At 43.3% G+C, this 24,971-nt stretch carries 24 protein-coding genes and 1 other annotated feature; of the genes, 1 reads left to right on the top strand and 23 read right to left on the bottom strand.

What is annotated here, in order from left to right; genetic code table 11:
* Positions 1 to 10: 10 nt before the first annotated feature.
* Positions 11 to 1,087 (bottom strand): 6-phosphofructokinase, encoded by a 1,077-nt coding sequence (locus NKF87_RS00520; RefSeq protein WP_138376055.1) that lies wholly within the window; start codon positions 1,085 to 1,087, stop codon positions 11 to 13.
* Between the two features lie 262 nt (positions 1,088 to 1,349).
* On the opposite strand from NKF87_RS00520, the gene map reads away from it, so the two are divergent.
* On the top strand, positions 1,350 to 2,159 hold the full coding sequence (gene map / locus NKF87_RS00515; protein ID WP_028087646.1) for a type I methionyl aminopeptidase: 810 nt from the start codon (positions 1,350 to 1,352) through the stop codon (positions 2,157 to 2,159).
* Between the two features lie 105 nt (positions 2,160 to 2,264).
* Here map and NKF87_RS00510 read toward each other — a convergent pair whose 3' ends face one another.
* The 22 genes from NKF87_RS00510 to NKF87_RS00405 form a co-directional block, all read right to left on the bottom strand.
* Positions 2,265 to 4,334, bottom strand: a complete 2,070-nt coding sequence (locus tag NKF87_RS00510) for a glycoside hydrolase family 13 protein (protein ID WP_253583805.1) — start codon at positions 4,332 to 4,334, stop codon at positions 2,265 to 2,267.
* 51 nt (positions 4,335 to 4,385) lie between these two features.
* Positions 4,386 to 6,230 carry an ATP-dependent zinc metalloprotease FtsH gene (ftsH, locus tag NKF87_RS00505; protein WP_161144128.1) on the bottom strand — a complete coding sequence of 615 codons (1,845 nt, stop codon included), beginning with the start codon at positions 6,228 to 6,230 and terminating at the stop codon, positions 4,386 to 4,388.
* A 27-nt stretch (positions 6,231 to 6,257) separates the two neighbouring features.
* Positions 6,258 to 6,785, bottom strand: coding sequence for a hypoxanthine phosphoribosyltransferase (gene hpt, locus NKF87_RS00500; protein ID WP_161144129.1), 528 nt, complete (start codon positions 6,783 to 6,785; stop codon positions 6,258 to 6,260).
* On the bottom strand, positions 6,769 to 8,190 hold the full coding sequence (gene tilS, locus NKF87_RS00495; RefSeq protein ID WP_253583803.1) for a tRNA lysidine(34) synthetase TilS: 1,422 nt from the start codon (positions 8,188 to 8,190) through the stop codon (positions 6,769 to 6,771). The genes hpt and tilS overlap by 17 nt, the downstream gene beginning before the upstream one ends.
* 128 nt (positions 8,191 to 8,318) lie before the next feature.
* A complete protein-coding gene (locus NKF87_RS00490) occupies positions 8,319 to 9,725 on the bottom strand; it encodes a SpoIIE family protein phosphatase (protein WP_226851282.1) in 1,407 nt (468 codons plus the stop codon).
* 87 nt (positions 9,726 to 9,812) lie between these two features.
* Positions 9,813 to 10,136 carry a septum formation initiator family protein gene (locus tag NKF87_RS00485; protein ID WP_215720638.1) on the bottom strand — a complete coding sequence of 108 codons (324 nt, stop codon included), beginning with the start codon at positions 10,134 to 10,136 and terminating at the stop codon, positions 9,813 to 9,815.
* Positions 10,137 to 10,198: 62 nt separating this feature from the next.
* On the bottom strand, positions 10,199 to 10,549 hold the full coding sequence (yabQ, locus tag NKF87_RS00480) for a spore cortex biosynthesis protein YabQ (RefSeq protein ID WP_138376048.1): 351 nt from the start codon (positions 10,547 to 10,549) through the stop codon (positions 10,199 to 10,201).
* A gap of 56 nt (positions 10,550 to 10,605) precedes the next feature.
* Positions 10,606 to 10,890, bottom strand: a complete 285-nt coding sequence (yabP, locus tag NKF87_RS00475) for a sporulation protein YabP (protein WP_117598261.1) — start codon at positions 10,888 to 10,890, stop codon at positions 10,606 to 10,608.
* Positions 10,891 to 11,011: 121 nt separating this feature from the next.
* Positions 11,012 to 11,251, bottom strand: coding sequence for an RNA-binding S4 domain-containing protein (locus NKF87_RS00470; RefSeq protein ID WP_044919987.1), 240 nt, complete (start codon positions 11,249 to 11,251; stop codon positions 11,012 to 11,014).
* 123 nt (positions 11,252 to 11,374) lie between these two features.
* Positions 11,375 to 11,650, bottom strand: a complete 276-nt coding sequence (locus tag NKF87_RS00465; RefSeq protein WP_028087656.1) for an HU family DNA-binding protein — start codon at positions 11,648 to 11,650, stop codon at positions 11,375 to 11,377.
* A 186-nt stretch (positions 11,651 to 11,836) separates the two neighbouring features.
* Positions 11,837 to 12,823, bottom strand: coding sequence for a CotS family spore coat protein (locus tag NKF87_RS00460; protein ID WP_117598262.1), 987 nt, complete (start codon positions 12,821 to 12,823; stop codon positions 11,837 to 11,839).
* 73 nt (positions 12,824 to 12,896) lie between these two features.
* Positions 12,897 to 14,240 (bottom strand): CCA tRNA nucleotidyltransferase, encoded by a 1,344-nt coding sequence (locus NKF87_RS00455; protein WP_253583802.1) that lies wholly within the window; start codon positions 14,238 to 14,240, stop codon positions 12,897 to 12,899.
* 126 nt (positions 14,241 to 14,366) lie between these two features.
* Complete coding sequence (gene proS / locus NKF87_RS00450) at positions 14,367 to 15,806, bottom strand: proline--tRNA ligase (RefSeq protein WP_028088108.1); 1,440 nt, start codon at positions 15,804 to 15,806, stop codon at positions 14,367 to 14,369.
* Between the two features lie 107 nt (positions 15,807 to 15,913).
* Positions 15,914 to 16,124, bottom strand: a binding site (T-box leader).
* A 93-nt stretch (positions 16,125 to 16,217) separates the two neighbouring features.
* Positions 16,218 to 17,072 carry a 5'/3'-nucleotidase SurE gene (surE, locus tag NKF87_RS00445; protein ID WP_253583801.1) on the bottom strand — a complete coding sequence of 285 codons (855 nt, stop codon included), beginning with the start codon at positions 17,070 to 17,072 and terminating at the stop codon, positions 16,218 to 16,220.
* A gap of 28 nt (positions 17,073 to 17,100) precedes the next feature.
* Positions 17,101 to 18,531, bottom strand: a complete 1,431-nt coding sequence (locus NKF87_RS00440; RefSeq protein WP_253583800.1) for an FGGY-family carbohydrate kinase — start codon at positions 18,529 to 18,531, stop codon at positions 17,101 to 17,103.
* A gap of 39 nt (positions 18,532 to 18,570) precedes the next feature.
* Entirely contained in the window at positions 18,571 to 19,359 is a 789-nt protein-coding gene (locus tag NKF87_RS00435; RefSeq protein WP_028087900.1) for an SDR family oxidoreductase, read from the bottom strand.
* A 218-nt stretch (positions 19,360 to 19,577) separates the two neighbouring features.
* Positions 19,578 to 20,468: a damage-control phosphatase ARMT1 family protein gene (locus NKF87_RS00430; RefSeq protein WP_253583798.1), complete on the bottom strand. Its 891-nt coding sequence runs from the start codon at positions 20,466 to 20,468 to the stop codon at positions 19,578 to 19,580.
* A gap of 15 nt (positions 20,469 to 20,483) precedes the next feature.
* Positions 20,484 to 21,062, bottom strand: coding sequence for a glycerol-3-phosphate responsive antiterminator (locus tag NKF87_RS00425; protein WP_253583796.1), 579 nt, complete (start codon positions 21,060 to 21,062; stop codon positions 20,484 to 20,486).
* A gap of 3 nt (positions 21,063 to 21,065) precedes the next feature.
* Positions 21,066 to 22,667 carry a BCCT family transporter gene (locus tag NKF87_RS00420; protein ID WP_253583794.1) on the bottom strand — a complete coding sequence of 534 codons (1,602 nt, stop codon included), beginning with the start codon at positions 22,665 to 22,667 and terminating at the stop codon, positions 21,066 to 21,068.
* Positions 22,664 to 23,131, bottom strand: a complete 468-nt coding sequence (locus NKF87_RS00415) for a hypothetical protein (protein ID WP_253583792.1) — start codon at positions 23,129 to 23,131, stop codon at positions 22,664 to 22,666. Before NKF87_RS00415 ends, NKF87_RS00420 begins: the two co-directional genes overlap by 4 nt.
* A gap of 44 nt (positions 23,132 to 23,175) precedes the next feature.
* The gene (locus tag NKF87_RS00410) at positions 23,176 to 24,177 is read right to left on the bottom strand and encodes an electron transfer flavoprotein subunit alpha/FixB family protein (protein WP_253583790.1); all 1,002 of its coding nucleotides are present in this window, start codon (positions 24,175 to 24,177) and stop codon (positions 23,176 to 23,178) included.
* The gene (locus NKF87_RS00405) at positions 24,174 to 24,971 is read right to left on the bottom strand and encodes an electron transfer flavoprotein subunit beta/FixA family protein (protein WP_253583788.1); all 798 of its coding nucleotides are present in this window, start codon (positions 24,969 to 24,971) and stop codon (positions 24,174 to 24,176) included. Before NKF87_RS00405 ends, NKF87_RS00410 begins: the two co-directional genes overlap by 4 nt.

Raw genomic sequence — 24,971 nt, 5'->3', positions numbered from 1 at the left:
GTCTCCGCATCTATTCATCACCGAAGCTGATACCAATGGTCTTTGCCTCGTCAATGATCGATGCTTTTGGATCTACATATTTTAGTTTTCCGGCAACTTCTGACAATGGCACGCGGATAATCTCCTGATTTCTAGTCCCTACCATACATCCGAAATCACCTTCCAAAATTGCTCTCGAAGCTTCTGCACCAAGTCTTGTTGCAAGTACACGGTCATATGCACACGGAGAGCCGCCTCTTTGTGTATGTCCGGGAACTGTGATCCTTACTTCTTTATCTGTCTTTTCCTGAATCTTCTCAGCAAGTTCATATGCAACAGAAGGATATTTCTTCTTTGCTTTTTTCTCTTTTAATTCTTTCTTTGAAAGTGCTGCATCTTCTTTTGAAATTGCACCTTCGGCAACAGCAATAATTGTAAATCTCTTCCCTGCTTTGCCGCGTTTTTCAATTGCGTCAACCACTGAATTGATATCGTATGGCATCTCCGGAAGAAGAATAATATCGGCACCACCGGCAATTCCTGCATGAAGTGTGACCCATCCTACTTTATGTCCCATTACTTCCACGATAAATACACGGCTGTGAGATGTCGCTGTTGTATGGATCTTATCAATCGTATCTGTTGCAATATCTACTGCACTCTGGAATCCGAACGTCATATCTGTTCCCCAGAGATCATTATCGATCGTCTTCGGGAGTGTTACCACATTAAGTCCTTCTTCTCTCAGCATATTGGCTGATTTGTGTGTTCCATTCCCTCCCAGAATTACCAGGCAGTCCAGATTCAACTTGTGATATGTGTGTTTCATCGCCTCTACTTTGTCAATTCCGTCCTTATCCGGTACTCTCATCAACTTAAACGGCTGTCTGGATGTTCCCAGGATCGTTCCGCCAAGTGTCAGGATTCCTGAAAAATCTTTTGACGTAAGCATCTTAAAATTCGAATAGATCAAACCCTTATATCCATCCTGAAATCCATAAATCTCTACATCATCCCTTTTTGAAACAAGCCCCTTTACGACGCCTCTCATTGCTGCATTCAGTGCCTGGCAGTCGCCGCCACTTGTAAGCATTCCAATTCTTAACATATATCTGCTCCTTTCTATATTGCCTGTGTATTCGTTTATTCTGCACCATATAGAATTTCCGGTTTAGAAAAGTCCTACCTATGAGCTTACCCACTTTCTGTATACAATACCAGTAAAATTATAACTTATTTTTATGGCCGAGACAATACGAGACAGATGTTTTTTCATCCGGCTCACTCCTGTTGACAAAAATTCCCCTGTCTCTTTTTCAAAAACGTGTTATAATACATGTGGAAAATTTGTGTAGAAAGCAGGTAGTATTGTGGATAAATTAGATATAAAATTATGGACACTTGCGTCCAAAGGGCAGATCGTTCCTGACCGTTCATTACTAAAAACACCGGAACAGATTGAAATGATTAAAAAAAGTGCAGCGTTGAACACCGCAGTTCTCGATCATGTAGCTGCTCATATTCACGCAGGAATGAGCACTGCCGAGATCGATAAACTGGTGTATGATTTTACAACAGAGCATGGCGGGATTCCTGCGCCTCTGAATTATGAAGGATTCCCAAAAAGCGTGTGCACTTCTATCAACAACGTTATCTGCCACGGCATCCCAAGTGAACACGAGATCCTGATCGATGGCGATATCATCAATGTTGATGTATCTACTATCTTAAACGGCTATTTTTCCGATGCATCCCGTATGTTCACGATCGGTGAGGTATCTCCGGAAGCAGAACGTATCGTCCGTGTCACAAAAGAGTGCGTGGAACTCGGCCTCAAAGCTGCAAAACCATGGGGACATCTCGGAGACATTGCTTATGCGATCAATTCCCACGCACAGGAAAACGGATATTCTGTCGTAGAAGAGATCGGCGGTCATGGAATCGGTCTGGAATTCCATGAGGAACCATTTGTAAGTTATGTTACTCCAAAGGGCAGCGAGATGGTTCTGGTCCCAGGTATGATGTTCACGATTGAACCAATGATCAATCAGGGATCTCCGGAATTCTATGTAGACGAAGACAACGGCTGGACCGTTTATACAGATGACGACGGTCTTTCTGCCCAGATTGAATATATGGTTCTTATCAAAGAAGACGGAGTAGAAGTTCTTACAAAATAACACAGAGAACCTGCCGCAGGCAACTCCATTTTTTGCATACTCAGGTATAAAAAAAGATTATCGGAAAGGACAGTTCCTTTTCCGGTAATCTTTTTTATCTCCACTTTACAGAATATACAGCCAGTCATGCTCCTCTTCATTCCGCATTCCCAGCACCAATGCCGAATGCGGTCCCATATTTGCAACCACTTCGCCATCTTCCACCAGATATTCCTCATACTCTGTTGTATATCCGTCTTTGTAAGAATACAGCAGACGTTTCATACGACATTTCGCCGGAATCTCAGCCTCCCATACAGGAACTTTCACTTCCGTACGTTCGCTGCGGTTATTGATCACGATGACGATCCGATCATTGCCTTTGAACCTTGCATAAGACAGGACATTCTCTTCTCCGCCAAGAATCTTCAGAGAACCGGTTCTAAGTGCCGGATGCTCTTTGTGGATGCGGATCGCTTCTTTGTGAAACGCAATCAGTTCATAGTCTTCACGTCCCCACGGATAGGTCCTTCTGTTATCCGGATCCGTAAATCCACAGACACCCGCCTCATCACCATAATATATGGTCGGTGCTCCGACCCATGTCATCTGCATGACAACCGCTTCACGCATAACCGCTTTATTTACATATTCATTTGCGGCTTCCGGTCCCAGATGTTCTACACGGCCAACCATGTGGTTCGTTCTCGTAAGGAATCTCGAATGATCATGGTTCGAAAGTTCGTTCATCGCTACCTGCAGTGAAGGGGTCAGCATATTCGACATATGATGTGCCATCGACCCGATAAAGTTATCGATGTTACCGAGAAGTTCTTCTCTGGCCTCATCACTGTGCTTTTCCATTCCTGTCAGAAACCATGTGATCGGCTCCATGAATGCATCATAGTTCATGACGGTATCCCACTCGTCACCTTTAAGCCAGTCGCTCGGATCCCCGTAATGTTCCGCAAGGATCAGTGCACTCGGATTCGCATCTTTCACGGCTGTTCTGAATTTCTTCCAGAAATCATGGTTATATTCATTGCTGCGTCCCAGATCTGCTGCCACATCCAGACGCCATCCATCTACATTATACGGCGGTGATACCCATTTCCGCCCGATATATAAGATATAATTTTCCAGCTTTACAGAATCTTCATAATTCAGTTTCGGCAAAGTATCATGTCCCCACCAGCCATCATAATTACCATTATACGGCCAGTTCTCTGGTTCTTCTTTGAAGAAACGGAAGTAGCTTCTGTACGGACTGTCTGCCGATATATAAGCACCCGGTTCATAATCTTTTTCGCCTTCGTATATTCTCTCACGGTCCATCCACTTATTGAAAGAACCGCAATGGTTGAATACGCCGTCCAGAATCACTTTCATACCACGACGGTGTAATTCTTCTACCAGCTTAATGAATAACTCATTACTTGCTTCCAGGTTCTTAAGACCTGTCGTGCGTTTTTTATACTTCGTTGCCTGACTGTTGTCCGTCACACCATCCGGAAGCACCTCACCTCCGTCATCTACGATCTTCCCATAATGCGGATCAATATAATCATAATCCTGGATATCGTATTTATGGTTCGACGGTGACACAAATAATGGATTAAAATATACAACTTCTACACCCAGCTCCTGCAGATAATCAAGTTTATCCATGACTCCCTGCAGATCCCCGCCGTAGAATTCTCTTACACCCATGTTCGCCGGATATTTATCCCAGTTCGTTACTCTCCGGGAATAATCTCCGATATAGTAATACTCGTTCGTCTCTACATCATTTGACTTATCTCCGTTATAAAAGCGGTCTGTAAATATCTGATACATAACCGCTCCCTTTGCCCAGTCCGGTGTGGAAAATCCGGGTACTACAACAAAGTTATAATACTCCAGGATCTCGCGAGAGATTCCACATCGTCCATAATAATATTTTTCTGTTCCAGACTGCACTTCGAAACAATATCTGAAAGGCTCTGCCCCTAGACGCACTTCAAACGTATAATAATCAAATTCTCCCTGTGTGCATTCTTTTTCCATTACATATGTGTCAGCCGATGTCACAAGCCCTACTCTGTCTGCATCATCCTTCGCCGTACGGAACCGGAACGTTACCAGTTCATTCTCCTTCGGTTCAGGGGGATATACATACCCTTCTGTTCCATCGCAAAATAAAGCCGCCTTATTCATATAACTAACACCTCTCTCATTTTTTGTTTCCGGAAAGGAAAGCTCTTCCTCCTAGTCCTCCGATACATCTTCCGGAAACAGCGCTTCAAATTCTTCCCGGGAAATCTTTTCTTTTTCCAGCAGAAGGTCTGCGCATGTATGCAGAACATCGTCATATTTTCTAATGATATGTCTTGCTCTGTCATAACATTCATCAATAATTCTCTTTACTTCCTGGTCGATTACAGTAGCCACACCCTCTCCGTAGCCTCTTGCTGTATGCGCCAGATCACGTCCGATGAACACCTCATTGTTGTCATCATCATAGTTGATCAGCCCGACTGCTTCCGACATACCGAACTTTGTAACCATGGATTTTGCCAGACCGGTTGCCTGTTTGATATCCTGGGATGCACCGGTTGTGATATCATCAAATACTTCTTCTTCGGCTACACGTCCACCGAGTGATACCGTAATATCCTGAAGCATCTTTCCTTTTGTATTAAACATCTCATCCTTTTCCGGAAGCGGCATCGTATATCCTCCCGCACTTCCTGTCGGGATGATCGAAACACTGTATACAGGTCCCACATCCGGGAGTACATGGAACAGGATTGCATGCCCTGCTTCATGAAATGCTGTGATTCTCTTCTCTTTTTCGGAAATGACACGGCTCTTCTTCTCTGCACCGATTCCGACTTTTACAAATGCTTTCTTAATATCATCCTGTTTTAAGAATACTCTGTTATCCTTCGCTGCAAGAATTGCTGCCTCGTTCAGAAGATTTTCCAGATCTGCACCTGTAAATCCTGCTGTTGTCTGTGCGATCTGCTGCAGATTGATCTCCTCACTCAGTGGTTTGCCTTTCGCATGAACCTTAAGGATCTCCTCACGCCCTTTGATATCAGGTCTTCCAACCATAACCTTGCGGTCGAATCGTCCCGGACGAAGGATTGCCGGATCAAGGATGTCTACTCGGTTGGTTGCAGCCATCACGATGATACCTTCATTGACACCAAAACCATCCATCTCTACAAGTAACTGGTTCAGTGTCTGCTCACGCTCGTCATGTCCGCCGCCCATTCCGGTTCCACGGCGTCTTGCAACTGCATCGATCTCATCGATAAAGATGATACAAGGTGCATTCTTCTTAGCCTCCTCGAACAGGTCTCTGACACGGGATGCACCGACACCGACAAACATTTCCACAAAATCCGAACCGGAGATCGTAAAGAACGGAACTCCCGCTTCTCCGGCAACTGCCTTCGCAAGCAGTGTCTTACCGGTTCCCGGAGGGCCTACCAGCAACACGCCTTTCGGGATTCTTGCTCCCACCTGGATATATTTCTTCGGAGATTTCAGGAAATCAACAATCTCCTCCAGTTCCTCTTTCTCTTCTTCCAGACCTGCCACCTGGGCAAATGTCACTTTCTTGTCACGGTCTGTACTCAGTCTTGCACGGCTCTTTCCAAAATTCATTGCTTTCGAATTCGCACCGCCGCCCTGCCGGTTCATCAGACCGAAGAGCAGGAAAACTCCGCCCAGTGTAAGAATAACCGGCAGAAATGTGGTTGCTGCCCAGCTGTCCTGCGGGATATCCGGCATCGTATACTCCACATTCTGTTCTTTCAGATAATCCTGGATCTCGTTAACATCAGAAACATACAGATATCTGATCTTATCGGAATCGTCGTCTCCCTTCAACGTAATCTCTACACGTCCTGTCGGAACACTCTTATTCTGATTCACTTCTACCGACTCGATCTTGTCATTCTGAACCAACTGTTGGAAATTCTTCCAGGTAATCTCTTTTTCTCGTTGATCGAACTGATTGGTAAACCATAGTGCTGCGAACAAAAATATGACAAACACCAGAAATACAGCACCGTTCAGTCCTCTCGCTTTCTTATTATCCAATTTTCAGGCTCCTTTCTTGTGACGCGCCTATTCTACGCCCTCTACTACTCCGATAAACGGAAGGTTTCTATATCTCTGAGCGTAATCCAGACCATATCCCACAACAAATTCGTCCGGGATATTGAATCCGACATAATCTACTTTTACATCTTTTACTCTTCTTTCCGGTTTGTCCAGAAGCGTACAAAGCTTCATACTCTTTGGTTTTCTCTTAGCCAGGATATCCATCAGATAATATAATGTTCTTCCTGAATCAATGATATCCTCTACGATCAGCACATCTTTTCCTTCCAGTGTCTCATCTAAGTCTTTGGCGATCTTAACGACACCGCTTGACTTTGTTCCGTCACCGTAGCTGCTGACACTCATAAAATCCATAGATACCGGAACGGTGATTCTCTTTGCCAGTTCACACATAAAGAACACTCCGCCCTTTAACACGCAGATCAGATGCACCTGCTTTCCCGCATAATCTTTGCTGATCTGTTCTCCAAGTTCTTTGATCCTCTTTGCAACATCCTCTTCAGGAACTAATACTTTAACTGTCTCTGCCATCTTCTTCTCCTCCGTTAAATTCTATTTCCAAAATCCTTTTGGTCTTATCTGTAATCTGATACGCCTGGTTCTGTCTGTATCCGATAATCCACAGAATGTGACTGCCATCTGCTGCCAGCCAGATCTTATCTCTGTCTTCCCGCGGAATCTTCGCATTGATAAAATACTTCTTCAGACTCTGCGTTCCGCCATTTCTGTCGATTGTGATATAGTCACCGGGCTCTTTATGTCTTATTTTTACAGTGCTCTTAATTATATCATAGTCAAACCATTTCGTGTAGGTTTTTTTAGGAAATGCGCCTGTTTCCGCCGTTTGTTCAAACATCCGCATATGCACTCCCGGTTCATTGCCGGCGTCCTCTTTTTCTCCTGTTTTGAGATCCGATCTGTCAAGCAGGATTCCATCATAACATTTTTCCGCAGTCATTTTATAAGGAAGGCTGATCTTTCTTCCGGTCTGAAGCAGTGCCAGATCTTCGATCAGTCTTACATGCACCTGCTCGATATCTTTTCTGCGCCCCGCCAGTTCACATAGCAGCGCATGAATCAGGAACGAACGTACAGTCTTATCGACATCCCGGAATAATTCCTCTTTGATCAGCAGTTCCGGAACGTTTTCACGTTCTTCATGCAGATCTTCTGCACTCCCACACAGCCGCTTTTCCACATATCGCTCCCTGCATTTTTGCACTTCCTGTTCCATAAACGCCCACACTGCACGCATCTGTTCCATCGTCTCGGACATATGCATGACCGCCTGCGGATTGACCTCTTGTTCGAGATAGGGAATCACATGATTCCGGATCCGGTTTCTCGTATAGTGATCTTCCAGATTCGTCTCATCCGTACAATAACTGATTCCCTTTTCCTGTAAAAATGCTTCAATCTCACATCTCTGCACACAGAGAAGCGGACGGATATACCGGACGGTATCTCCTTCTGCCGGGCTGATACCGCCAAGTCCACGCAGGCCGCATCCGCGGCTTAAGTTCCACAAAAGCGTCTCCGCATTATCATTTTGGTGATGCGCCAGCGCAATCTTTGTACCGTTTTTCTCTTTGCACACCTTTTCAAATATCTGCCGCCTGACATTCCTGCCCGCCTCTTCCAGCGTCAGGCCCTGTTCTTTTGCATACTGCTCCACATTCTCATGAAATGCCAGATACCTGACCCCGAGTTGTCTGCATAGTGCCTTTACATATCTCTCATCGGCATCTGCACTGTCACCGCGGATCCCATGATGGATATGCACCACCGTCAGTTCCAATGGCATCTCATTTTTAAATTCTTTTAACATGAAAAGAAGGCATACGGAGTCTGCGCCTCCAGATACGCCTGTGATTACATGATCATTCTCCTGTAACATATGGTATTTTTCCACATATGCTTTCACCCGTTGATACATTCCGGCCTTCCTTTTCCTTTATTCTGTCTGTATAAATTCTTCCTGCCCGGTCCTTGATCTTCCACTCACCGGTATGGCAAATATATAAGCTATATATAAATTAAATATATAAAATTTCTTATAGAAAGTCAACTTAAGCCCCATATTCCAATCACCAGCACCGTCATATCATCCATCGGCATCCCGCCGGAACTTTTCAACACCTGACTTAAGATTCCGCGGGCAAATTCCGTCGGATTGACAATATCCGTCTCCCGGATGAATTCCACTAATTTTTCTTCCTGTGCACCTTCAGGCAGGGCATCCATCACGCCATCTGTCACCATGATCACATATTCTCCCGATTCCAGATTCCGCTCTTCCCTGTCCAGTTCTATATTCTGTACAACACCGATCGGAAGTGTCGTCGACTCGATTTTTTCAACTTCTTTCTTCCTCTTAATAAAAGTCGCCGAGGCTCCGGCCTTTACAAATTCACAACTTCCCTGATACAGATCAAACAGGCAGACATCCAATGTACAGAACTTCACTTCTTCCCGTCCTGTCACCAGCGCCGTATTCATCATCTGCACCGCTGTCTCTACCGGAAATCCCGCTTCCAGCAACTCTTCCAGCATCTCCACCACCATTGTACTGTCCCGGAATGCTTCCTCTCCGGAACCCATGCCATCCGAAAGCGCAACTCCTTTGCGTCCGCCCGGAAGATCCTTCATCAGAAACGTATCTCCCGATATCTCTTCCAGTCCTTTTCCGATCCTCGCAACACCCTGCAGTGTCTGAAACTTTGCTCCCTCCATACAGGCAATGGTGCCATATTCTTCTCCGATCACAAGCCTTTCCCCCTGTCTCGGAATCATCGTTCTTCCTATACATTTTCCCACCAGAAACGCAACATCTTTTGCAAGGACGACCCGTCCTTTCATGGCTTTTACCGTCAGATGGACTTCGTATTTTCCCTGCTGTGTCATGTAAAACACAACCGAAAGCAGCTTCACATTTTCTTTTTTCAGCGCTGCCTTTATACGCTTCTCCAAATGGTCATCCTGGAAGATCCCGGCATCCAGTTCCCTGGTTGTATACTGTATCATTTTAGCGAAGCTCGTAAGTTGTCTTGCATACCCCTCTCTTGCCTGCACCAGTCTGTGATTCCACATCAGGATCTGCTTGGCATTCTCGAATTCTTCCAGACTTTCTCTTAAGAAACGTGGTGCAAACAGACACTGTCTCTTCAGCCTGCGTTTTAATTCCATATTCAGTTCTGCACCATATTCTTCTGCCGCACACAGGATCTCATACATCATCTGATAAGTCACCGAGTGCTTTTCTCCCAGACATTCTCCCCGCCGTTCACAGCCTGCACAGACATTCCCTGTCACCTTTTCAAACATTTCATCAATTTCTTCTCTGGACAAGGTTCCTTTGTATGCCTCCATATTCAGAAATGTTTTGGATAAATGCTGCAATGAATCGGCAAATTTGTCCATCTGTATCACATATGGATTTACAAATATTTCCTGTTCCTTTATCTTTGCCAATTTTGTCGTTCCCCTTTCTTCTGAATACATGACGGAAAAAAGCTTCAGGAATCTCTTCCTGAAGCTTATCATTCGTCTTTTATAGTCTTATTTCGATTTAAAAACAATCTCGTTGTCATGTACCAGACCCAGCTTTTCTTTCGCTACATCTTCTACATATTTATCCGTTCCAACGTATTTTTCCAGTTCTTTAATCTCTTTTTCCCGATCGTGTTCCGCCTGGATCTGCTCTTTTAATTCCGTCTCCTGCGCCTGATACTCCCTGTTCTTTGCCTTTAATGTCATACTGTTTGCAGACACCATAACTGTCAACATAAGAACAACTGCGCTGATCGCCAACACACTTCTCTTATGATTCTGAGAGCGCTTGCGCTGCCGTCTTCTGCGGTTTCTCTGCTTTACATCATTCATATTAATTTACTCACCCTTGCCGGCAGCCCTGCCGTTTCACTCACCTGTTAATTATTTTTATTCTATCTTTTTTCCCCGGGTTTTTCAAGTGTTTCGGTAAAAAATCTGCTATGCCGCCGTACAATTTTCCGACAAATTTTCCCCGTAATCGCAAGAAAAACTGACATAATGATCCCGCCGATTCCAACACCTAGTATGAAATACCACCGCACACTACCACTGCTTGTGTAGTAAATCTGCACAAACAAAAAAATCGCGGTTCCGATCCAATAGATCAGATCCTCCAGTTCAATAACCCAATGAGCATGGTGTACCACTTCCCGCAGGCAGCTGATACAACGGTATGCAAGACGTACGATTGCTCCGGCCAGGATCGCCAGCAGAAATATGAACAGTTCTTTTCCTATCCCCATCTTACATTTCACCTTATTTTCCTTATTCCTCATGACATTCCCGGTTCTCCGGCAGATCACCGGAATAACTTTTCAAAAAGACTTCCTGCCTGCTTTGCTGTCGAATGGATATCCGAATATGAGATACTGTCAATGTTTCCCGACAGATCGATCTCTCCCTTTTCAAGATTCACACGGTTCACATGCAGATCCGTTCCTCTCACCATCAGCATTCCCTGCTCTGTCTCCAGCAATATCTCATTCAGATTAAAAGACAGCACATCCAGAACACCTGTCACCAGTCCTGCCTTCCGGTTATTCAATATCAGTTTATGGTTTTTCTGTGCTGCTACCGTCTCCAAAACTATCACAACCTTTCTTACTAATCATATGAAAAGGAAATCGAAATTATGACTTTTCACATAATTATGCAAGAAAGGTTGTGATGATCCCCGCCGCTTTTTCACCGGCCATTAATAAGGTTTATAAATATTTGAAAAGGTCTCCTGCCTCTTCTTTTTTCGTTGTATCTTTAATATCAAGAACTTCTACTTTTACGGTTCTTGTTCCGAACTGGATCTCTATGATATCTCCTGGTTTTACTTTTACAGACGCCTTGGCCGGTTTATCATTTACCAGTACACGGCCGGCATCGCAGGCTTCATTCGCAACCGTCCGGCGTTTGATCAATCTGGATACTTTTAAAAATTTGTCTAATCTCATCTATCTGTTCTCCTGTATACTTTACTGTCAGCCGGTTCTTTCGAACGCATAATGCTAAAAAACCGAAGAGTATCAGGACACTCTCCGGCATAAATCCTTTCGGATAAATATTACAAATTCAGACTACTCGTTGATAGCATCTTTTAATGCTTTACCAGCTTTGAACTTTGGTGCTTTGCAAGCTGCAATCTTCATAGTCTCGCCTGTCTGAGGATTTCTTCCTTCTCTCTCAGCTCTCATGCTTACTTCAAAAGTACCAAATCCAACAACCTGTACTTTATGCTCTTTCTTTAATTCATCTGTTACAACATCAACGAATGCTTTTAAAGCTTTCTCGGAATCTTTCTTTGATAATTCTGCCTGGTCAGCGATTGCTGCGATCAGTTCTGTTTTGTTCATGGATATATCCTCCTCTTATTTACATTTAGAATTCACAATTTCGATTCTTTTTATACAAAGTCACTGTCCATACCCCGTCATATGACATGCCTTTATGTACTGTTATACCTGTTTTCATACGGAATGTCAAGGTAAATCCCCTGTTTTCCCTGTATTTTCAAGGTTTTCCGGCATTTTCAGGTGCCCTCAGAGTTCAAATCCAAACAGCTCTTTTAAAAACATTTTTTTCTCTTCTGTCTGCTTTATTGCAGTCTTTAGTTTCTCTGTATTTTTTACCGATATCCACGCTTTATTCATGCAATAGTATGAATTTGCAATTTTCCAGAACTTTTCCGGATAAATCAGACGGATTTTCAAATATTCTGTTTCGCTTCTGGTAAGTGGGTGGATTGCAGAATACGCATTCAGCATGCCATCTCCGAGCCGGAGCTTCCACCCGCTTTTCTCCATTACTTTTCTGAGAAAATAGTACAGATCCTCTACCTGGATATCCCGATGGAATTTTTCAAAATTCATTGTCGCGATTCCTTCTCTTGTCATGATGATATTATGGTAATTATACTCTCCGTGCGTCATACCGGAACGGTTCATCTCTTCCTGATACAATTGTTCATAATCCGACTGTTCCAGTTCGCATACCGCTGCTTCTGCCCACTGATACATCAGTTCAAACTGCTGCAAAAATGCAAATTCAAATTCCCCTTTCGGGACAGCTTTTCTGACAAACTGCCGTACTTTTTTTAACTCCCGGTTATGCCGTCTGTATTTTTCACCGGTCTTAATCCCTTCTGTAATCCCATACTCCAGTTCATGCCTCATAACAGTATGTAATTTCGCCAGATTCCCGGCCGCTTCTAATATTTCCCTGGTCTTTTTTATGTCGCATTCACGGCCTGCATACCATTTTTTCAGCATATACCGGTCACCATTATCCAACGAAGAGATATATTCACCGTTCCGGTTCGCTATCATATAATCGATCTGATGCTCTCCTTGTTCATAAAGCCAGGTATAAAGTTCGCATAACGCAGGGATTCTTTTTTCGGATGTTGTAACTTCCTTCAAAAGGAATACCCCTTTGTTCGTTTCGCATAAAACAGCACCTCTGACTTTACGGGTGCTGTTTACTTCTATATCATATTGTTCCAGTATTTTTTGTTCAAATTCCTGCATTTATATTCCCCGCGCTTTACACTTGATATTCTTTTTAAATGTATGTGGGAAATATAAAAAATATTCACTGCTGTTATACTTCTTTATCCGTGGAAATATAATTCAACAGCGTCTCTCTCGTATTCATTTCCGGATTCTCGATCACAAGGTTCAATAATTCGTTTAACTTTTCCCCGATCTCTTTTCCCGGCTTCATTCCTGCCCGGATCAGATCTCTGCCGGTCACAGCTAATTCTTTTAACGATACACACTGCCCTTTTTCTATAATCTCTGCATATGTCTGTTCTACTTCATCCAGATTTTTTAATTTTTCTGCCCTCCGGTACTCACTTTGCGCCAGAACATCTGCTCTTCTGACTTCCATATAATATGGGAAAATATCTTCGCCGATCTTATTCATTGCTCTTCTGACATTCTTCGGCACGGCCGGCATGCGGTAATCATGATTCAGCACAAGTCTTGTAACCTTATGCAGCGTATCATTATCGAATTTTAATCTCCGGAGTACTTCTTTCGCAATGCGCTCACTTCCCAATGCATGCATTTTAAAATGCGCAACGCCGTCTTCATCCATAGTTTTGTATTCCGGTTTTCCTGTATCATGCAGTAACATTGTCAATCTTAAGATCTTATCATTGCGGACATTCATCATCGCATGAATGGTATGTTCCCCGACGGTATACATATGATGCGGTGTCTCCTGCTCTGTCTCCATCATCCGGTCAAATTCCGGCAAAAATATCTTCGTAATTCCAAGTTCATAGGCAGTTCTTATCAGTTCCGGCCGGTCAGATGTCAGCATCTTCACCAGCTCTACCTGTATCCTCTCCGCACTGATATTTTCCAGTGTCGGCGCAAGAAGCTTCATTCCTTCTTTCGTCTCCTCATCAATCTCAAATCCAAGCTGTGCCGCAAATCTGACGCCTCTTAAAATCCGGAGTGCATCTTCCGAGAAACGTTCCCTGGCATTTCCCACACAGCGGATCATATGCTTTTCCAGATCCTGCATTCCTCCAAAGATATCTACGATCCCATCCTTGTCATTGTATGCCATAGCATTGATCGTAAAGTCTCGTCTGAGCAGGTCTTCCTTCAGATTCCTTGTAAATGTCACTTCTTTCGGATGTCTGCTGTCCTCATATTTTCCATCGATTCTGTACGTCGTAACTTCGTAACCCTCATGATTCAGAAGTACAGTTATCGTCCCATGTTCAATTCCGGTATCAAATGTTTTGTCGAATAATGCCTTTGTCTCTTCCGGCATCGCCGATGTTGTAATATCCCAGTCGCCCGGTTCTCTGCCAAGGATGGAATCTCTGACACATCCTCCGACTGCATATGCTTCAAATCCATGCAACTGTAAGGTATGAATGATAAACTGTACATCATCCGGTAATTTTATATTAAAGTTATTCACAAATATTTCCTCCGTTTATCCACGTTATCAACATTCTATATCATACCATATTTTTGCCTGTGTCTGTGGATGAAAATAGACGGTGGATTTTTTAATCCACCGTCCATCTTTATAATCCGTTTATTCTTAATATGATTTACCCCAGTAAGCCATGTGTTTCGCAGGTTTTCCGCAATAAATACATTTATCGGAAATGAATTCTTCATCTTCGATCAGACATCTTGTAGCAGCTCCGCCTGTGCTGTATTTTACTTCTCCTTCACATTCCGGATCTCCACACCAGCATGCTTTTACGAATCCGCGATTGGCTTTGAACTTCTCAACCATCTCATCCATTGTTGTAGCTGTATCGATATGACTGTTCAGGAATTCTTCTGCTCTGTTGTACATATCCTGCTGTTCCTGCTCTAAGATCTCGCGCAGTTTTACTGCAATCTCATCGAGAGATACAACGATCTTCTCACGGTTGTCACGACGTACCACAACAACCTGGTTCTTCTCGATATCCTTTGGTCCGATCTCGATACGTGTTGGGATACCAAGGATCTCCTGCTCAGAGAATTTCCATCCTGTACTCTTATCAGAATCATCGATCTTCACTCTGTATCCTGCTTTTTTCAGTTCGTCAAGCAGTGCATAAGATCTGTCAAGTACACCTTCTTTGTGCTGGGCGATTGGAATGATTCTACATTCAACCGGTGCTACGTGTGGTGGCAGTACCAGTCCGTCATCGTCGCCGTGAACCATGATCAGGGCTCCGATACTTCTTGTTGACCATCCCCATGATGTCTCATACGCACTGTGCAGTTCATTGTTCTTATCTACATATTTGATTCCGAATGCATCCGGGAATCCGTTTCCGAAGAAATGGCTTGTCGCAGACTGAAGTGCTTTTCCGTCATGCATCAGTGCTTCGATCGTGTATGTGTCTTCTGCTCCGGCGAATTTCTCGTGTTCTGCCTTTCTTCCTGCTACGAATGGGATAGCCATTGTCTCTTTATAGCAATCCTTATAAACTTCCCACATCTGGATTGTTCTTTCTTCAGCTTCTTCATATGTTGCATGAAGTGTGTGACCTTCCTGCCATAAGAATTCTCTTGAACGGAGGAATGGTCTTGTTGTCTTCTCCCAACGGAGAACGGAGTTCCACTGGTTCCATACCTTTGGAAGATCTCTGTATGATTTTACAGTCTTTGCCCAGAGGTCACAGAACAATGTCTCTGATGTAGGGCGTACGCATAATCTTTCCTGCAGTCTTTCCATTCCACCATGTGTTACCCATGCAACTTCCGGTGCGAATCCTTCTACGTGATCAGCTTCTTTTTCCAGAAGTGATTCCGGAATCAGTACTGGCAGGTATACATTCTCAACTCCTGTTTCTTTAAAACGTCTGTCCAGATCTGACTGGATCAGTTCCCAGATCGCATAACCATTCGGTAAGTAGTTCATGCATCCTTTTACGCTTGAATAATCACAAAGATTTGCTTCACGTACAACGTCTGTGTACCACTGTGCGAAATCTTCGTCACGAGATGTAATGTTTTTGACTAATTTTTCCTTTGCCATGTTTCTCTTCTCCTTTTCAATTTTGGTGGAATCCTTATTCCACGTTATTTTTTTGCCGGGAGTTCCGCAACCTGGCACAAAAAACGCCGGGCCTTTCGACTCCCCGAAAAAGGGACCGAAAAGCTCGGCGGTACCACCCTAGTTAACTGCGACCCTTTCGCAGCTCTCTTCATTGGCCGTTAACGCCGGCTGACACGCTGCACTTTCATACAGTGGCTCCAGGACCGGTTCCATGTGATGAACAGCAGATATCTCACACCATATGATATCCTCTCTGCAGCTGGATTCCCATGTACTAATTCCCTTCATCGCCATAAAAAATGTTGAATTGTCAATTATTTTAATCCATGAGGTATGTTTTGTCAAGAAAGTGTTTTCACAATTTTTTGCGAAAATTACACATATTTATTATCAATACATCTTCCGCGGTCTGGCCGTTATATCAAAGTTCAACAACGTCACTGATGCCACCCGTTCTACATAGACCGCATAGATATCGCTGTCTCTTTCCAGGCTTTCTATATTCACGATTTTCTCACTCTTCAGCCGGTATGGCTGACTACGATTCCTCTTCTCAGGCTTTACAAAATAGAAATAATTCTGTCGACTTAATACCGTTCTTCGTTCTGGATACGGAAACTGCAGTCCATTCGGCACATTAATATTCCATGCATCTGCTGTCACTATCGTTGTTTCATCCGAATTACTTTTTCCTGACATTCCTTTCTCCAGAACCTGACGAATGTACCTCTCCAAAATACTCTGTGCTGCACTCCAGTCTCTCTTTCCAAAGTCTTCGGAATGCTGTCTGGAAAGGTCAGCTTCAACAGACACTGCTATCCCTGGGATTCCATAACTTGACGCCTCAAAAAGTGCTCCCATCGTCCCACTACAAGTCAGGCAAGTCCCAAGATTCTCTCCATAATTAATCCCGCTGACACAGAGATCCGGTTTCCTGTCCGCAAGTTCTAATACACCATGCGCCACCGCACGTGCTGGACTTCCATGCACTGCATACGCCCGAATTTCTCCATCATACATTTCCTCATACCAGAATTCCTCTCGCATTCTTTCCTGTACATCAATTTCCTCTATGATTCCGTCATCCGGACATCTAGGAAAAGAGCGCCCCATCCCAGTCTGCTGGGTATGAGGCGCTGCAATTAACACATCTCCTATCTTCGCAGCAGCCTGCGCTGCCGCATACAAGCCCGGACTATGAATCCCATCATCATTTGTAACCAAAATGAGTGGTCTGTTCTTCATAATCACCTATATCTTTCTGAATTCTATACTATTCAAATAATTCGTATGTCTTCTTCAATACTTCATCTGTATGTACAGTAATATCTTTATAAATAGGAATCATCTTCTTATACAGTTCTACATTTTCCGGATTTGGAACAAATGTATCCTGAATCTTAACCATTCCTTCTACTGCTTCTTCGAAACTTCCGTACACATCTGTAGCAACTGCCGCACAGATCGCAGAGCCAAGTCCGGCTGCTCCGTTAACCACATTTCTTACTGCCGGAAGATTGAATACATCAGCAAAAATCTGCATAAACAGATCACTGTTAGATCCACCGCCTGTGATAATAATCTTATCCAGAGTCACGCCGACTTCATTAACCATGTCTTCTGTATGTCCCTTGATCGTCATCGCAACAGCTTCCAGGATAGAACGATAAATATGTCCTCTGGTATGTCTTCCATCGAATCCGATCATAATACCTTTCTTATAGCGGGCATCTACAGGCGCCAGCCAGTCAAGAACTGTCATCAGTCCATCACTTCCTGCAGGAACTTTTTCAGCTTCCTCGCTCAGGAGTTCTTCTGCAGACATTCCTTTTTCTTTTGCCATCTGAATGTAGCTGTCACCAAGTACATCTCTGAACCAGCTTACTGTCCACATACCTCTGCGGATTCCGTTGCTGTCGTAGAAATATTTATTCGGTACACAAGAGAATTTCGGCCATGCATAAGATGTGCCTTTTAAATTCTCTTTCCCTTCCATCATAGCAGTTGTGTAAGTTCCAAGTGAAATGCATGCTGTTTTATCACCCATGCATCCGGTTCCGAGACCTTCAACAGCTTTATCATTCGATGTTGCAACAACCGGAACTCCCCGTGGAAGACCTGTTGCTTCGGCAGCCTCTTCTGTTACATATCCCAAAACATCTCCTGGCATTACCAGATCGAAGAGCATCTCTCTTGGCATTCCTGTTGCCTTGTATGCTTCCGGATCATCTGACCACTGCCATTTATCTACATCTACAGGCCATCCATATTCATAGTTGGCAACTGTATCTTTACGCTCTCCGGTTAATCTGTGTGTGATATATCCAGAAGAAGCTACGATATATTTTACATCTGGATTCACATGCTCATATGGCTGTGATACACGGATATCCATCCAACTCAACGCCGGCTGTGCAAGTGTTCCATCTTCTTTCAGATATGCTCTGCAGCAACGGATCGTACAAAGTCCGATTCCAAGGATGTCTTTTGGATCTCCTTCAAATTTATCCATACACTTTTTGGACGCTTTACAGATTGCATCCCACCAGTCATCATCCGGATGTTCTACATATCCCGGTTTTGGAAGGTCGTATGGGCGGAGCGGCTCTCTTGCCTCACATACAATATTTCCGACTATATCAAAGATCGTAATCTTTGCGCTCTGTGATCCTTCATCAATACCCATCAAATATTTTTTACTCATTGTTATCTACTCCTGTCTTACTCTGAAGTTACTGTCTGATTATCTTACCAGATATCCTCCGTCTACTACCAGCAATGTCCCATTTACATAATCTGCTGCTTTACTTGCAAGGAACACCATTGCTCCCATAAGATCCTGTCTTTCTCCCCAACGGTCTGCAGGAATGTGCTCTTTGATCTTAACGTATTTCGGATCGTCTTCATTTCCGCTTCCTGTTCCGGCTGTCATAGCTGTCTGGAAGTATCCAGGAGCGATACCATTTACTGTGATACCATATTTTCCAAGTTCATCTGCGTATGCTTTTGTAAGTCCCATAAGACCAGCTTTCATAGCTGCGTATGCAGGAGATCCAAGTCCTCCGAGGAATGAGAAGAGTGAGCAGATGTTAATGATTCTTCCGCTCTTCTGAGGAATCATATATTTAGCAACTGCATGGCTTAAGTCAAATGCACCTGTCAGGTTGATTGCGATCATTGGATCCCATTCTGCTCTGCCGAAATCAAGAACATCAGCGATCTTGCATATACCTGCACAGTTTACAAGAATATCGATGCTTCCGTATGTCTCTACACATTTCTCAGCAACTTTGTCACACATACCATCTTCTGTCAGATCTCCCTGCATGAATGTATATTTCACTCCGCAGTCCTCGATTAATTTCTTTGTTGTTCCGTCATCATCTACATAAGCAAATGTGAAGATGTTTGCTCCTGCTTTTGCAAGTGCCAGTGCAAATGCCTGTCCAAGTCCACTGTTTCCACCTGTAACAATTGCATTTTTACCCTTTAAAGAAAAGAAATCCATTGAAAAATCATTAATATTTAACATTATTTTTTACCTCCATTTTGTCCCAACATTTGTTTTTCTAAAACGTATTTCTCCATCTGCGCACAATGAAGAAACAAAAAAAAGAGAGAATTCCTTCTACCCACTTTCTGTAGGTAAAAGTTACTCTCTCTTCCGCTCTTTTAGTAACTGTCTATATTGTAAATCCAACGCCTAAATATGTCAATATCGTGATAATACCAAAAGAATGTTTTTATTTTTTATGCACTTTGCACAATTCTAAGTTCATTATTCAATACAGGAGTAAAACGTTCCGTCTGAAATTTACTTGTAAATAATTCACATTTACACAGGAAGAGATAAAAGATATTCCTTCCGCTTCCATGCAGTGTCTCAAAATTCCCCTGACCTTTTGCAATACACAGATCCACTTCATCGATCAGATGCCTCACCTCTGGATTAATCTCATCAATCGGTGTTCCCGGCACATCGGTTCCATTTGGCATTACATTCACAAGATCCGTCAGTCCTATATCTTCTGCATCTTCATATGTTGCATCGTTCAACGTAGGAAATCCCCTTACAACTACTGTTATATCCAGCTGAGGATATAATTTCTTCAGGATTCTGATAAACACTTTATCCAACACAATTTCACCGGCATTATCAGTAATATATACCAGTGTTCCTGCTTCTTCCAGTTCTCTCTTAAGTCTTGCCAGCTCATCTGTGTTCAGTTCCACATCAGCCCGGTTCTCCAACAATTTTCCAAGCATATCTTCACTCACATCATCCATTGCTCCGAAATCTATATAATTTCCTGTTACCGCATACTGGATGGCTGCAAGGAATTCATCTTCTGCCTTCTCTATATCGGCAATCACTGCTTCTTCCATCTCAAGAAGCTTTCGGTTATACTTCTTTTTCGGCTTTTCATATGCATCCATAATTCCTACTTTTTCATCGACTATGGACAATATCTCCGCCATCATCACCGGTGCTGGCATATCTCCGGTTCTTTTGTCTTTCTTCAGGAATTTATCGATACGCTTCAGGAGTATCTCCCGGGTCTCTTCCGACACCCCGTACTGCTCAAGAAGTCCTTCTGCTTTGTTCCTGCAACATGCCAGACATACCGTATCTGCATTCATTTTTTCACCTGCTTTCTAACAGTCCCACACTCTGCGGTTCGACGTTGCAACTGCAATTGCACCTGCTTTTAACGCACCCATTACATCGTCTTTATCCTGCGTTAGGCCACTTGCCACTACCGGCCTGTCAATCTTTTCTATCAGAAAACTCATAACCTTTGAAAGGCCTGCTGGAAGAAACTCTACAATGTCCGGATTGCAGTTCTTGATATGTTTTTCAATATTTGCATACGTAAAACGGTCCATCAAATAAAATCTCTGGATTGTAAACAGTCCTACATCGTTTGCCCGTTTGATCATTGCCGGCTTCATACTGATGATTCCATCGACTTTTGTATATTTCTTAAGAAAATCTACACTGATTTCCTTTGAGGAAAGTCCGACGATTAAATCCATATGTACGATCGCCATCTTTCCTGCTGCTTTTACTTTCTCTACAATCTCCGGAATGGTGCAGATATCTCCATAAACAATATATACAATCTCGCAGTCTGATTCCGGAAGCGCCCCCAGCCATTCATCATTGATAATCTCCGGAATTACCGGACAGTTCTCTGTTGCTTCCATAAAAAAGTCCTTTGTCAAAGATTCCATCTTCTATTCCTCCTTCACAGGCAGACGCGGACTCTCTATAGGCCTTCCATTGCTGTCATAGTCTTCTTTATGCACATCATACTTCTGCGGATTCTTCGCAATCTTCAACAGTCCTATGATCATCAAAATCATAATGAACATATTCGGGAATCCTCCCAGGTTCGATGCTGCTTTAATACCATCAATTCCCGCAAAGCTGATCAGGATCCATGTTACAACGCCAACTGTGACTCCCCATACGATCTTCAGCCATGGTGCTGCTTCCTGTTCTTCCTGTGTAATACCATATGTGCAAAGTCCTGCCATCGCATTCGTGTTTGAATCCGAAGCTGTAACAAATGAAATAAATACAATAAACAAATAAAACGGAATAACAATTACCGCTAATGGAAGCTGTTCAAACACTTTATATACAACCGCTTCTGTCCCTTTGCTCAATAGAGTATCATACATTCCGGCTCCGTTCAACTCATAATAAATTGTTGCGGTAGAGAACAGTCCCATCCAGATTGTACTGAAAATAGCTGGAATAATGAAGTTACATTTGATTGCATCTTTAATCGTATAGCCTTTTAAAATCTTTCCAAGGAATACTGCCGTTACCGGTGTCCATGAAAGCCAGTTACACCAATAGAAAATCGGCCAGCTTCTTGCCCATGTATCTCCAAATACATCACCGGACATCAAACTCATCGGAAGGAAATCCCTGACATATGCTCCCCATGATTCTACTGACATATTTAACATATAAGCTGTCGGTCCAAACACCAAAAGAAACGCAAATAATACCATGTATACTTTTGCATTGATCGACGAAAGAAGTTTGATTCCTTTCATAACGCCGGATACACTGGAAATAATGAATGTTGTAACGATTACAACAATAACAATTCCCCACATAACCGCACCACTCTTTATCCCGGTAAGATTCTGGATTCCTCCTGCAATTGTGAGTGTTCCAGTTCCAAGTGACGCAGACATACCTGCCACCAGTGTCACCAGACAAATCACATCGACTACTCCATTATACTTTTTGATTCTGTTACCCAATGCAGGTATAAGTGCAGAACCCATCGAATATGGTTCTTTCATGTTATAGAATACAAACGCAAATACCAGTGTTGCTACTGTATAGATTGCATATGGTGACCATGTCCATTCCAGAAACATTGTCTTCATTGCAAATATTGCTGCTCCCGGCGAAGCGGCCTTTACACCTTCGGAGGCCGGTGGTCCATATAAATGATACAATGGTTCGGCACATGCCCAAAATAAAATTCCTGCTGCAATCGTTGTACAAAGTGTAATCCATACCAAATCCAGAAATTTCATCTTTGGATGCGCCTTACTTCCCCCAATCCTGACTTTTCCAAGCGGTGAAAAATATACAACAATCACGGTAACTACACACATAACCGTAACAACATTAAATGCCCATGAAAAATTTCTTAAAATCCAGCTTGTAACTGCATTCAACCCCGCCAGGAATGCATCTCCATTTACCAGACTAACTACTACCATCGCGATCAATAATAACCACGGCGGAAAAAATACTGCTTTTCTTAACTTTAACTCTACATTCTTTTCTTTTACTGCCGCTGTCATAACTTTTCTCCTCTCTCTATCATTATGTGCACTATCTTGGAACCAGTTTCTCTCAATATCCGTTCCAGTTCCTGTTCCTCCTTTTCTTTCATGATTCTTTTCGGAATTGTAAATATTTCCCGGTTCACCCGTAATACATAAAGCTTCTCGGAAATATATACTTCCGTATTTTTACCAGTCATTTCAATGGATTCATTCTTATCTCCATACTTAATCTTGTCATTTTGTAACCTGACATTATAGCTTCCCTTTTCCCCTGCAATCTTTTTTGCTCTCCACTTTCTGCTAAACACAGGCACATAAATGATATACAAAAGCAACAGAACCACACCACCCAATAACACGATCCAGAAGAATTGCTGTGTATTGCGTATATATGCGATCAATGCTCCCACACCGATCAGACTAATCACGCCTACATTTATATCTCTGAAATTCCCTTCTTTTTTGTAATCCAGACACAAAAGTGCCTCCTCTATCTCAGCCCTGGTAAGTTGATATTGAAATCTCAGCGATCTCCTCTCCTCTCTTTTATAATCCGAATCAGTTCCGGTACGATTTCGTACAGATCTCCGACCATCGGATAATGTGCGATCTCGAATATCCTCGCCTTCGGATCTTCATTGATCGCTATGATATTTTTTGTATTCTTCATACCTGCCATGAACTGTACCGTTCCCGATACTCCACAAGTAATCATATAGTCCGGACTCACGGTATTCCCCGATAAGCCGATTTGCTCTTTCGGCAACATCCAACCTTTTTCGACAAGTGCACGGCTGGATGCGAGCTTTCCTCCTACAAGTCCGGCCAGTTCTTTTAACATCTCCAGATCTTCTTTTTTCTTCACACCGCGTCCGGCAACTATCACTATCTTCGCTTCGGTAATTCCTTTTTCTGACTTTTCTGCCTTCAACGATATGATCTCTATTTCTTTACTTTCTTTCTTTACTTTTTTGTTTACATATTCTGTGACATTCTGCTCGTTCTTAGCCACCTTCTGCATGACGCCTGGCCTTACCGTTGCAAACTGCGGCCTGCTAAACTGTGTCACAATATCTGCCATAATATTTCCACCAAATGCCGGTCTCGACTGAACAAGATTTCCTTCCTCATTGATTGCAAGTCCTGTGCAGTCTGCCGTAAGACCGGTCTGGAATCTAACTGCCAGTCCCGGTGCAAGCGATCTTCCTTCGTATGTACCTCCCACCAGTACAATCGCAGGCTTCAGCTCTTCTATGCATTCCGCCATGATCTTCGTATATAACGGTGATTCATATTCGTCTTCTGATTCATACAGATATGCTTTTGCAACCGGATAACCATCCAGTGCTTCCCGGATTCTATCCATATCCTTTCCGATTCCTGCCACATAGACCGGATCTTTTGACACTTCGGACAACCTGACTGCTTCCCCGATTAGTTCTTCACTTGCTGTATGAAGTTCTCCTTTATAACATTCCAGATACACAAGGATTCCGGACCATTCTTTTTTATCTGCTTCTATCATTGTCCATCCTCCTTCAGTAATTCATTCAGGACTTCCGCAATATACAGCGCAGCCTCATCCTTTTCCATACACAAGAGTTCCTGTTTGCTTGTCTGCTCCGGAGGATATATCTTCTTCACTCTTGTGGCAGATCCCTTCAGTCCATAATGTTCCGGATTCTGATCTTCCAGATCCGCCATAGAGATCCGATGGATCTCTTTTTTTCTTCCGCAGATCTTCAACTTAAGAGATGGCATTCTCGGTGGGAATCCGTCACGTTCTACGGACATAAGACACGGAAGTGTTACTTTCGCCATTACTGTTCTGTGTTCCATACAATATTCAACCCCTAACGTATGCTCATCCAGAACATCTATCCCGGTCACCCAGTTCAGTCTCGGTATCTGCATCCATTCCGCAATCGCACCGCTTACCTGAGCGGTATCTCCATCCGTTGTCTGTCTTCCGCATAAGATCATATCATAATCATCTGACGACTGTATCGCCTGCTTCAGTGTATAAGACGTTGCAAGCACATCCGCTCCGGCAAATGCTTTGTCGCAGATCAGATATCCCTCATCTGCTCCCATTGCAAAAGCTTCCCGCAGAACCATCTCTGCTTTATCTGGTCCCATTGTAAATACATGCACTTCCCCGCCACATTGTTCTCTGATACGGAGTGCTGCTTCCAATGCCGCAAGATCATATACATTTACAATTGCCTGCAGACCCGAACGGATCATTACACCGGTCTTTTTATCCATATCTCCCTGCGAAGTTGCCGGAACCTGTTTCATACATACCGCAATTTTCAT

The sequence above is a fragment of the Dorea longicatena genome (genome assembly GCF_024168045.1).
In the GTDB taxonomy this organism is placed as follows: domain Bacteria; phylum Bacillota; class Clostridia; order Lachnospirales; family Lachnospiraceae; genus Dorea_A.
The sequence above is the reverse complement of the archived record's forward strand: the minus strand, read 5'-3'. Positions and strand labels throughout refer to the sequence as shown.

Excerpts from the sequence above, each read along its gene's own strand:
- NKF87_RS00520 (WP_138376055.1), bottom strand. The coding sequence starts at position 1,087 with ATGTTAAGAATTGGAATGCTTACAAGTGGCGGCGACTGCCAGGCACTG.
- NKF87_RS00510 (WP_253583805.1), bottom strand. The coding sequence starts at position 4,334 with ATGAATAAGGCGGCTTTATTTTGCGATGGAACAGAAGGGTATGTATAT.
- hpt (WP_161144129.1), bottom strand. The coding sequence starts at position 6,785 with ATGGCAGAGACAGTTAAAGTATTAGTTCCTGAAGAGGATGTTGCAAAG.
- tilS (WP_253583803.1), bottom strand. The coding sequence starts at position 8,190 with ATGTATCAACGGGTGAAAGCATATGTGGAAAAATACCATATGTTACAG.
- NKF87_RS00485 (WP_215720638.1), bottom strand. The coding sequence starts at position 10,136 with ATGAATGATGTAAAGCAGAGAAACCGCAGAAGACGGCAGCGCAAGCGC.
- yabQ (WP_138376048.1), bottom strand. The coding sequence starts at position 10,549 with ATGGGGATAGGAAAAGAACTGTTCATATTTCTGCTGGCGATCCTGGCC.
- NKF87_RS00470 (WP_044919987.1), bottom strand. The coding sequence starts at position 11,251 with ATGAGATTAGACAAATTTTTAAAAGTATCCAGATTGATCAAACGCCGG.
- NKF87_RS00465 (WP_028087656.1), bottom strand. The coding sequence starts at position 11,650 with ATGAACAAAACAGAACTGATCGCAGCAATCGCTGACCAGGCAGAATTA.
- NKF87_RS00460 (WP_117598262.1), bottom strand. The coding sequence starts at position 12,823 with ATGCAGGAATTTGAACAAAAAATACTGGAACAATATGATATAGAAGTA.
- proS (WP_028088108.1), bottom strand. The coding sequence starts at position 15,806 with ATGGCAAAGGAAAAATTAGTCAAAAACATTACATCTCGTGACGAAGAT.
- surE (WP_253583801.1), bottom strand. The coding sequence starts at position 17,072 with ATGAAGAACAGACCACTCATTTTGGTTACAAATGATGATGGGATTCAT.
- NKF87_RS00440 (WP_253583800.1), bottom strand. The coding sequence starts at position 18,531 with ATGAGTAAAAAATATTTGATGGGTATTGATGAAGGATCACAGAGCGCA.
- NKF87_RS00435 (WP_028087900.1), bottom strand. The coding sequence starts at position 19,359 with ATGTTAAATATTAATGATTTTTCAATGGATTTCTTTTCTTTAAAGGGT.
- NKF87_RS00430 (WP_253583798.1), bottom strand. The coding sequence starts at position 20,468 with ATGAATGCAGATACGGTATGTCTGGCATGTTGCAGGAACAAAGCAGAA.
- NKF87_RS00425 (WP_253583796.1), bottom strand. The coding sequence starts at position 21,062 with ATGGAATCTTTGACAAAGGACTTTTTTATGGAAGCAACAGAGAACTGT.
- NKF87_RS00420 (WP_253583794.1), bottom strand. The coding sequence starts at position 22,667 with ATGACAGCGGCAGTAAAAGAAAAGAATGTAGAGTTAAAGTTAAGAAAA.
- NKF87_RS00410 (WP_253583790.1), bottom strand. The coding sequence starts at position 24,177 with ATGATAGAAGCAGATAAAAAAGAATGGTCCGGAATCCTTGTGTATCTG.
- NKF87_RS00405 (WP_253583788.1), bottom strand. The coding sequence starts at position 24,971 with ATGAAAATTGCGGTATGTATGAAACAGGTTCCGGCAACTTCGCAGGGA.